The sequence below is a fragment of the Pontibacter harenae genome (assembly GCF_020907245.1).
In the GTDB taxonomy this organism is placed as follows: Bacteria; Bacteroidota; Bacteroidia; order Cytophagales; family Hymenobacteraceae; genus Pontibacter; species Pontibacter harenae.
The window spans coordinates 19,368-30,179 of sequence record NZ_JAJJWH010000051.1; the positions used below are offsets into that span (position 1 = coordinate 19,368).

A 10,812-nucleotide genomic window follows, 5' to 3' on the forward strand; every position below is an offset into this window, starting at 1 on the left:
TTATGATTGCCAGTTCTCCGCGCGCTGCGCTATTTCCTGTCGCTTCTCTTCAAATTTATGAATAAATGTAGTGTATTCCGAAGCAGGAAGCAAATTACGTAAAGTGGCTAAAGCATCTTCGGCATAGCTAGGCAAACCCTGGTTTATACTTTCCAGCGCATACGCTTTGTACAGCTCTGCCGAATATGGATTATACGTAATTCCTGACAGCAATATGTTGTAAGCTCTTATGTCTTGCGGCTTGGACTTTCTGTAAAAATCAGCTGCGGCCAAAACCAATTCCTTATCAAACACAAGCATCTTAAGCGCTTCTTCGTAGCGATCTGCAGCTTCCTGATCACGTCCTTTCGCTTCTGCTATCTGTGCTTTAAAGTATAGTTTATAGCGTTTGTCACGGTTTGTCAGGTATAGGTTATCCATCCGCTTTCGCAACATCTCGTGGTTATCAGTTTTTAGCCACACCTGTAGCTGCATCAGGTTAAGTTTAGAGCGAAGCGGCCCCTCTGGACGCAGCTGATCTGCACCTTCCTTTATGGCATCGTATGCCCTTCGCCACCGCTCTTTCTGCATATAGTAATCAATGCGCGATACGATTGCTTCACGCTTCAGGTCTTTTTCTTGAATGGTACCTACTAAGCTATTCACCTCCTGCTCGGTAAGCTGTGGCAAATAGGCTTGCAGATACTGCAATTTATCCACGTCTGAGCCATTTGCGATAACAGCTTGAGCATCCTGCTCCAACACCGTATGTAACTGCCGCGCTACTTCCGTTGCCACCTCGTTCTCAGAAAAGCCTACTTCTTCAAGCGCATTACGTGCTGCCTCTGGCTGGTTTGCCAACGCTAAAGCATAGCCATGTGCAAGAAAAGCTTCTTTACGACCTAACTTTTTGGCCTGCTCAAAATAAGACGCTGCTGCTGCATAGTTCTCATCCTCCATCATCCACAGACCAATTATATGGTAATAGTAACCACTAAGTCGGGAAGATGTAAGCGCCAGCTCCTCCATTACACGACGAGCTTCCATTGGGCGGCCATCATAGAAATGCACCATTCCTTTCAGAAAAAGCAAATCCTGCAGAAAAACCTGGTTGTTGGGAGAGGTAATATAGGTGTTAAGCAAAGGGAGACTGCTGGTGTCGCCCCTCCCCACTCTTCTTAGGGTTGTATTATAAAAAAGCGTAAAATCGCTTGCCTGCTCCAGCAAGTCTGGTTTAAAATCAGCTTTCTCGTCTGGCTGACGGCCTAGCAGTTGCCGAAGTGTTGCCATGTTGCTTCGCAAGGGCTTGTACTTCGCATTTCTGCTATCATCCAACAAGCTAGTGGCCTCCTCAATCATGGCTTGCTGTGTGTAGAAAGCCAACCTGTTACTCTGCACTGTCTCGTTTCTACTGCTAGTGCTATGCGCCAGATTAAAGTAATGATTGACACTATCTGCCACATTAGTACCCATATATAGCAGCGCCAGGTTATTATACAATTCCGTGCTTTCAGGAAACTTCTTTACTCCCTCCTGCAGCACGTACAGCTTCTCAAAAAAGTACTGCTGTTCGTCGTACATGTTTGCCAAATGCACATATACTCTGGAATTGGGTCTTTTAGCAATGGCATTCTGCAGCCGAAGTACCTCGTTGTTTCGCTGCTGCCTTTGCCTATAGATAGACGACAGACTGTAGTTTGCTTTCAGATTGTTTACATCATGGGCATCACTTTCCTGGTAAAAACGCTCAGCCAGTAAATCGTTGTCGGATGCTACATACAAATCTCCGAGGTAGTTATAGTAACCCGCATACGCCTGAAAGTAAGAGCGGTAGTTGGTGCGCATCACCAGAATAAAGAACAGAATACTGCCCATGGTGAGTACTGTATAATAAGGCAGCCGCTTTGGCTCATATACCACGCGGTATACTGCCAGGCGCTGTTTTATAAGCCCACCAAAATTTATCAGCACATACAGGAAAAACATGATGCCGTAAGCCAGGTGCGTGTACACGATCATGTTATGGAAAAGCACCGTGAGCGAATCGTTGGCCATAACGAAGGCATACCCAATGCTCATAAAGGCGATGCTAGCAAATACAAGGTACAGTACTGCTCCTGTTGGCTTAAACAAGAACATACCTTTGTAAATTGTCTCACGCTGCCGCATACCCCAGAAACAGGAAACAGCAGAAAGCAACAAGATAGCGTAGGCATTTACGTAAAACATATCCAGCTTTACATAACCTACCTCTCGCAGAAATAGCAGCAGTAGGTTCAGCAAGTATAAAAGGCCTACCAGTACAAACTGCCAAATACTGAACCTTCGCTGTGGAGTTTTGCCTTGCGTGTTAATCCAAAGCAGTGCGTTTAAGTTTTCATAAGACGTCCAGATTAGGAACAGCACTGTAGCAACGATTGTGCCTAAGCTACTGTAGTTAACCAGGTGCAGCGCCGTAAGGTTGGTTGGCAAAATATCTTTGCTGAACACCAGGCTACCAATCAGCAGCACAATGCCCAGTGTAGCCAAAACTCGCCAACCGAAGCGTACATTAGGAAAAAAAGTCTGAAAAGCATAAGCTACTGAAGCCAGTAAGCCAATACTGACGATCAACAGTACCTGCCCTGTTCCACTACCAGACACTCCTACAGAGTCCATGTTGAAGGATGCCAGGAAAAGCATCAGCAACAGGATTGCTCCGAAAAAAGGTGCGCGCTTCATGGCACTGGCTGCAGCTGTATAAAAGGCTATACAGACTGCCAACACTATTAAGAAAATAACAGCTGGTAAGGTTTTGATGTTTAGCAGCCCCAGGTCATACTGCTCCGTGATCAGGTAGCTGTCTGCTGAGGTGGTAAACGGCACTTGCATGCGCTCAATCTCATGCACAGGCACAGACACAACACTGAGTTGCGCTATCTTATCCCAGGCATAAAAAGCATCAGTACCCGTAAAAAAGAAGTAAGTGCCCAGCAAAAGAGCTACTACGCCAAACAGGAGTAAAAAAAGATAGGGATACCTTAAACTAGTATCCCAACTTTCCCAAAACTTTATCTTATTCATAAATAAGGCAGCAGATTACTCCAGTACCTTCGGTACACGGAAATAATCAGAGTCTTTTTTAGGGGCGTTGCGCAATGCCTCCTCATGCGAAATGGTATTTTGGGTAACATCGTCGCGCATCACGTTCACCTCTTCCGACATGTGTATAAGCGGCTCTACCTGTGTAGTATCCAGTTCACGCAGCTTATCTACCATGTTCAGAATGCTGTTTAGGTCCTCCAGCATTTCCTGCTCTTTCTCCTCGTTAAACTCAAGCCTGGCTAAGTGAGCCAAGTTTCTGATAGTTTGAATATCCGTTGACATGCGTATAGTTGTGTTTCGTAATTTCTGTTTGAATAACTTGAAAAACCTGAGCCTTTAGGGCTGGCAAATCGGCTAAGGTCATGCCTTGTGTTGCAATTGGCTCGTGTACCACAATTTTGAGCGGGTGCCAACGCACTTTTAATTTGCCATCCAGGTCTGGTAAAAATTTATGGTTATAAGGCATTGTTACGGGAACCACTGGAAGCTGTTTTTCAATTGCCAGCTTAAACGGCCCATCTTTAAATGCGAGCAACTGCTCGCCTGCAGTAGGTGGTATGGTTCCCTCTGGAAAAATGACCAGGTTGCGCCCCTGCTCTAGCGTTTTGACAGACTTTATATAGCTTCTGGCACTGCTAACGGCACTTTTTCGATCTACAGAAATATAAAGCTTGTCGTAAATTTTGCCCCAAAGCGGCACCTTCGTCAATGAACTTTTGCCTACAAAGTTAAGAAAGCCTGGAATAGTGTGCAGCAACAGCGGAATATCTAAATACGAACCGTGGTTTGGCGTGAAGATGTACTGTTGTTTTTTATCGAAACGCATCCGCCACTCTACCTTAATAGGTGTCAGGAACATGTGTAAAGCCGAAGATGACCAAAACCTGTTGATGCTGTGCACGTGCCTGAACCACTTGTTTTTCCGAATCAGGACAGCCTGAAAAGGATAGGTTAAAAAGAACGGCATCACGAACCAGGTAACACACCAGGTAGTATAAATACGGTGACCAATGTATTTCAGCACTTTCATTCTTCCAAATGTAACAAAAATCTGCTTTTTATCCACCTGCTACAGTTGGGCGAATACCTGCCAGCCTCTTGCGAAGGTTTATACAATAGTAAACTGCTAAACCTGCTGCTTTAGTATAACAGCCGCTTTCAACAAACCAGCCACACTTATGGCATCTGTTATCTGGTTGTCCATGCACATGCCTACGGCCTCATCCAGGTGTATCCGCTTTATCTGTAGCTCCTCTGTTTCTTCAAAAGCTGTTTCGCCTGCAGTTAGTTCCTCTGCCAGAAAAACAAAACCTTCTTCGTCTGTTACAGAGTTGGAAGTATGTAAACGGGCAATATTTGTCCATTTGGCTGCTGTGAAACCAGTTTCCTCCTGCAGTTCGCGCTTTGCAGAATCCAGAATATCGTGCTCTAGCAAGCCTCCGCCCATCGGTATCTCCCAACTGTATTCTTTTAGCGCGTAGCGGTACTGGCCAATCAGGTAAGTGTATCCTTCGTCATCAATGGGGATAATACCGATGGCCTTGTTTTTCATGCTCACCACGCCGTATATGCCTTCTCCCCCCTTCGGGTTCAGCACCTGATCTTCACGAACTCTAATCCAGGGGTTCTGGTAAACTTCTCTGCTCGAAAGGGTAGTCCAGGGGTTGTGTTGCTCGTCAATCATAGTTTGATTTGTGTGTGCGCTGCAAATATAATGGTATTGTGTTTTGGAGCAGAAGAATATTTAGGTAGGTTTCAATGCAAATGCCTCATCAAATTTGTATGGTTACATCAGCGGGGCTCTACAACTAGAGCAGGCACAGGCTAACACGCCCTCTATAAAAGGCTTCTGAAAACCAAAGAAGCAAAAAATGATAGAATAAAGAGACTTAGAATGAGAATTGCTGGCCAGCAACCTTCAGCCTTCTTTCAGAATAAGCTTCGTTCAGTTTCTTGATGTACTCATCCATTTCTTCCGATACAGTTTTAATATGCCCTGCATATTTGCGTAACGTCTCCTGGTCTAAAGTATACCCCTCTATAACAGCCGTGAGACCAAGCATAGTGGCTACAGGCTTACGGATAACATGCGAAATATCGAAAACAATTTGCTCTAACGCATTTATGTATTCTTTTCTGGCAGTAACATCCTGAAAAGTACCGTACCACACTACAGTACCATCTTCTTTTCTTTCAGGGTTTGCGTTGGCCCAATGCCAGGACACTTTTCCGTCTCCCGAAATAGTTCTGTACTCAATGCTCCAAGTGTTAAGGGTTTCGAAAGAGGCAAACAGACTTGCTTTAACAGCTTCTAAATCTTCAGGATGAACAACAGAAAAGGCTATTGCTGCATCTTCCTTCAACTCAACAGGATCAAGATCTGGATGTATATCTGTAAAGCCTTTACTGATGAAAGGAAAGTACAGGCTACCATCAGGCTTCATCTCTAATTGATAAATTGCCCCTGGCGCTTGGTCGGACAGTTTTTTAAGCCTGATAGCACTTGACTCGATTTCACCATCTTGCTCAAGTAGCAGCTTTCTGGTTTCGAGGTAGTCCATCACTTTTTTGGCAAGAAGCTTTAAAGCATTTTTCTGGCTCTCACTAATCTCTCTTGGCTTATTATCCATGATGCATAATGTTCCAAGAACATGACCCGAGGGTGTTTTAAGAGGTGCTCCCGCATAAAAACGTATGTACGGATCTCCATGAACCAGAGGATTATCTTTGAACCTGTCATCTTGCAAGAAGTCTTCAATAACAAGAACTTCCTGAGAACTATGCAACGTATGTTGGCAAAATGCTACTTCTCTTGGTGCTTCAGTTACATCTAGCCCTTTTTTGGCTTTTACCCATAAGCGCTTTTCATCTAAAAATGATACCAGCGATATAGGCGTATTACAAATTGCTGAAGCAATTTCAGCCAATTCATCCAACTCCTTCTCAGGTGACGTATCTAGTATTTTATACTTTATAAGTTCCTGCAGCCTAGCTTTCTCATTCATGTTACTAGATATTGATATTGGCAAAACCAACTTTTAAAACCCATCATTTGCGCCATCAAATATACAAATATCTCTGACTGACAGAATAAATTTATTACAAATAATTTCTATATATTTTGATTTACAAATTTGAGGTAGCAGCACCATAGCCGACCACTACAAAAGAAATTTAATGCCTTCAAACTGACTGCAAACACATTTTTAAAATCTACTCTCATATCGAAATTAGTATCCACGACAATAAGATTCAAAAATTAGGTATTTACACTTTCAATAGAATATAATTAAAATCCAATTACTAACAAACTAGCTATTGGGATATATTGCAAATCCTATGTCAATTTAATTCATTTAACTATAGACAACTGCGGCGTTTGTATGAAATTGTGAACTAACGTTGCCAGAAAGTCATAAAAAAAGCCCCGCAGCACGAGGCTACAGGGCTTAACAGCTAAACTAAACTTAATAAAACTCTATAAAGCACCTTCCTTTATTTCGTCTACCACCGCAGGGTCTAACAAAGTAGATGTATCGCCTAAGTTAGAGATATCACCCTCGGCTACTTTGCGCAGAATACGGCGCATAATTTTGCCAGAGCGTGTTTTAGGCAAACCGCTTACAATCTGGATTTTGTCAGGTCTGGCAATCTTCCCTATCTTCTCCACCACCGTTTCAATTATTTCAGCTCGTAGCCACTCATCATTTTCAGGCTTATCTTTCAGAATGACAAAGGCATAAATACCCTGCCCTTTTACATCGTGCGGATAACCAACCACAGCCGACTCAATCACATGTTCGTTGTGGTTGATAGCTTCTTCTATCTCAGCAGTTCCGAAACGGTGACCAGATACGTTAATTACATCGTCTACACGACCAATAATGCGGTACAGGCCGTTCTCGTCACGCTTGGCACCATCGCCTGTAAAGTATAAACCTTTATAAGTAGAGAAGTAGCTCAGGCGGGCACGTTCGTGGTCGCCATACGTGGTGCGAATAATACTTGGCCACGGGAATTTCATGCACAGGTAACCTTCCACACCATTCTCTTTTATTTCATTGCCATCGCTATCTACTAAAATCGGCTGAATACCTGGCAGCGGAAGCCCCGCATGGCTTGGCTTCATAGGTGTAATGCCTGCCAGCGTAGAAAGCATAATGCCACCTGTTTCAGTTTGCCACCAAGTATCTACCACAGGGCTGCGGCCTTTCCCGACGTGAGTGTGGTACCAATGCCAAGCCTCTTCATTTATAGGCTCACCCACAGAGCCAAGAACACGCAATGAACCTAAGCTGTATGACAGCACATCTTCTATATCGCCTCCCATTAATGCACGAATAGCTGTTGGCGCTGTGTAGAAGATCGTAACACCAAACTTATCTACTACCTGCCAAAAACGCCCATTATCTGGATAGGTAGGCACACCTTCGAACATAAGTGTAGTAGCACCAGACAACAACGGACCGTACAGCAGGTAAGTATGCCCTGTTATCCAGCCAATATCGGCTGTACACCAGTACACGTCGCTTTCTTCGTACTGGAAAACGTTGCAGAAACTATACTGGGCAAACACCATGTAGCCTCCACAGGTATGCACTACTCCTTTTGGCTTGCCCGTAGAGCCTGAAGTATAAAGTATAAACAACAGGTCTTCGGCATCCATTTCTTCGGCAGGGCACTCTTTGCTTACCCCCTGCACTTCATCGTGGAACCATACATCACGGCCTTCCTCCATATTAACAGCCCAGCCTAGTCGCTCCACCACTATTACTTTCTTCACCGACTCACACTGCGTCAAGGCCTCGTCTACCACACGTTTTACAGGTATTTGCTTTGCGCCGCGGTTTAGGCCATCGGAGGTCAGTACCATACTGCACTGGGCGTCATTTATCCTGTCAGCCATAGCCGTAGCCGAGAAACCAGCAAAAACTACCGAATGCACCGCTCCAATGCGAGCACAAGCCAACACGGCAATGCTCAGCTCAGGTATCATTGGCATGTAAATGCAGATACGGTCTCCTTTTTTAGCTCCGTTCTTCTTCAGTACGTTAGCAAACTGGCATACCTTTTCGTGCAGCTCTCTATAGGTGTAGCGTATAAACCTTTCTTTCGGATCATTCGGCTCCCAAATCAGAGCCAGTTTATTTCCTCGTGTTTTCAGGTGTCGGTCCAGGCAGTTTTCAGTAATGTTCAGTTTTCCTCCCTGAAACCATTGCACATTCGGCTCTTCAAAATTCCAATCCAGTACTTTGTCCCACTTTTTGCGCCATGTAAAGGTTTCGGCAATGCCTTCCCAAAATTCTTCTGGGTCCTCTACACTTTGTTTATATGCTTCCTGATATTCTTCAAAAGTTTTAAGTTGATAATTTGTCATGGGTAAGGACGGTTTAATAGTTTTATCTGGTTGCTTGTATACGGTAAATAAGGAACAATTTTTTTTTTACTTTGCCTATACGTAAGCCTGTGCATTGGTATTGAGGCAAATAGTTATAAGGTGCGAACAAAATTTTGCTTAGTGCGCGGCTGTAGCAGCCCCTGCTCCTCTCGGTATCCTGATATCCTCTACCAGCTCCTGAATCTCGATTGGCGGCGGCGGTGTGAACTTGCTTACAACAAAAGATACTATAAAATTGAACAGCATGCCCAATGTACCGATGCCCTCTGGCGAAATACCGAACCACCAGCGCTCTGGATCGTTACCGCCTGGGTTAATCCAATTAAGGGACTCTATAGTGGGTGCCAGTTTAAAGTAAAAGATGTAGGCGATGGTGAAAACTAAGCCTATAATCATTCCACAGATGGCACCTTGCTTGTTCATCCGCTTCGAGAAAATACCCATAATAATGACTGGGAAGAACGAAGCTGCTGCCAAACCAAAGGCAAAGGCCACTACTTCGGCCACAAACCCTGGTGGATTGATACCGAAATAACCTGCCACTACCACGGCCACCGTTGCAGCCAAACGTGCCGCAATCAGCTCCTGCTTTTCAGATATGTTTGGGGTGAACGATTTTTTAAGAAGGTCGTGTGCAATAGAGGTAGAGATAACCAGCAACAGACCAGCAGCTGTAGAAAGTGCCGCTGCTAGGCCTCCTGCTGCCACCAGAGCCACAACCCAGTTAGGTAGCTGGGCAATCTCTGGGTTTGCCAGTACCATGATATCTTTATCTATTGTCAGTTCATTCTGCTCGGTGTTCTGCACATACTGTATCAGGCCATCGGCATTTTTGTCTTCTACTCCAATAAGTCCTGTTTTTTGCCAGTTACTTACCCACTGCGGCATAGAGGCTATAGGTTGGTTGCTCGTGGTACTTAGCATGTTGTACATACCGAAAGCTCCTATGGCAGGCGCTGTGGTATAGAGTATAGCGATAAAAACCAAGGCATAGCCTGCAGACTTGCGGGCATCTTTTACCCTAGGCACCGTGAAAAAGCGGACAATAACGTGGGGCAGGCCAGCGGTACCCACCATCAGTGCGGCCGTTATAAAAAACACATCTATCGTTGCTTTACTGCTATCGGTATAGGCCACAAAGCCAAGTTCTGTTAGTAGCCCATCTAACTTATCCAGCAGATAGCCTCCTTCTTTTAACTCACTTCCTAAACCAATTTGCGGCACAGGATTACCTGTTAGCATAACTGATATAAAGATGGCAGGCACCATATAAGCGAAAATCAGCACACAGAATTGTGCCACCTGTGTATAGGTTATGCCTTTCATGCCGCCTAACACTGCGTAAAAAAGGACGATGATCATGCCGATAACCACACCTGTCTCAATCTCTACCTCCAGGAAACGGGAAAACACGATACCTACCCCGCGCATTTGCCCTGCCACGTAGGTAAAAGACACGAAGATGGCACAGATTACGGCTACAAGGCGGGCTGTTTTAGAATAGTAACGGTCTCCTACAAAATCAGGCACGGTAAACTTGCCGAACTTTCGCAGGTAAGGGGCCAGCAGCAGCGCCAGCAGCACATAGCCACCTGTCCAGCCCATCAGGTAAACAGAGCCATCGTAGCCCATAAAAGAGATAAGACCTGCCATGGAGATAAAAGAAGCGGCAGACATCCAGTCGGCAGCTGTGGCCATACCATTGGCTAAAGGGGATACGCCTCCGCCTGCTACATAAAAATCTTTTGTTGAGCCTGCTCTGGCCCAAACTGCAATTCCGATATAAAGCGCAAAAGTTAAGCCTACAATAATGTAGGTCCAGGTTAGAATATCCATGAAATTAAATAGTTAGATATGCGTAAGTGACATTGGTTGGAGTTCAGAAGCTATTGGCTGTACAGTTGACTTTCTTAGAGGTTTACTGCTACTCCTCATCCACATCAAACTCTTTATCGAGTTTATTCATCATCCAGACATAGATAAAAATGATTAGGACGAAGACGTAGATGGAACCTTGCTGCGCAAACCAAAAGCCTAGTTTGAAACCACCTAATCTGAACTGGTTCAGTTCATCTACCAGGACTATGCCGAACAGGTAAGATACAGTAAACCACACACCGAGCAGGACGAGTAGTATTCTGACGTTTCGTTTCCAGTACTGCTGCATTTTTTCTTTGTCATTCATGGCACGAGGATTCTATGTTTAGTAAAAACATTATTCGCCAAGAAGTTAAGGAATATTTGCAAAAACTTATATAAAAAACAGACTTTCTTTTGCTATTTATAATAATTAACTCAAGTTGCGAATTCCAAGCACTTGTGTATGGTGTATGCGAAAAGGAACAAGACGA

The 10,812-nt window shown here is 44.5% G+C and carries 8 protein-coding genes; all 8 read right to left on the reverse strand.

All coding sequences use genetic code 11. From position 1 onward, the window contains the following. Entirely contained in the window at positions 1-3,042 is a 3,042-nt protein-coding gene (locus LN893_RS17975) for a hypothetical protein (RefSeq protein WP_229972500.1), read from the reverse strand. 15 nt (positions 3,043-3,057) lie between these two features. Then, positions 3,058-3,345, reverse strand: a complete 288-nt coding sequence (gene gatC, locus LN893_RS17980; RefSeq protein WP_229972502.1) for an Asp-tRNA(Asn)/Glu-tRNA(Gln) amidotransferase subunit GatC — start codon at positions 3,343-3,345, stop codon at positions 3,058-3,060. After that, on the reverse strand, positions 3,293-4,093 hold the full coding sequence (locus LN893_RS17985; protein ID WP_229972504.1) for a lysophospholipid acyltransferase family protein: 801 nt from the start codon (positions 4,091-4,093) through the stop codon (positions 3,293-3,295). The genes gatC and LN893_RS17985 overlap by 53 nt, the downstream gene beginning before the upstream one ends. A gap of 96 nt (positions 4,094-4,189) precedes the next feature. Continuing rightward, positions 4,190-4,747: an NUDIX domain-containing protein gene (locus LN893_RS17990; RefSeq protein ID WP_229972506.1), complete on the reverse strand. Its 558-nt coding sequence runs from the start codon at positions 4,745-4,747 to the stop codon at positions 4,190-4,192. Positions 4,748-4,952: 205 nt separating this feature from the next. Continuing rightward, complete coding sequence (locus LN893_RS17995) at positions 4,953-6,068, reverse strand: GAF domain-containing protein (protein WP_229972507.1); 1,116 nt, start codon at positions 6,066-6,068, stop codon at positions 4,953-4,955. Positions 6,069-6,541: 473 nt separating this feature from the next. Continuing rightward, on the reverse strand, positions 6,542-8,458 hold the full coding sequence (acs, locus tag LN893_RS18000; RefSeq protein ID WP_369427700.1) for an acetate--CoA ligase: 1,917 nt from the start codon (positions 8,456-8,458) through the stop codon (positions 6,542-6,544). Positions 8,459-8,578: 120 nt separating this feature from the next. Next, a complete protein-coding gene (locus LN893_RS18005; protein ID WP_229972509.1) occupies positions 8,579-10,297 on the reverse strand; it encodes a sodium:solute symporter family protein in 1,719 nt (572 codons plus the stop codon). Positions 10,298-10,385: 88 nt separating this feature from the next. After that, on the reverse strand, positions 10,386-10,646 hold the full coding sequence (locus tag LN893_RS18010) for a DUF4212 domain-containing protein (RefSeq protein WP_229972510.1): 261 nt from the start codon (positions 10,644-10,646) through the stop codon (positions 10,386-10,388). Between the last annotated feature and the right edge of the window lie 166 nt (positions 10,647-10,812).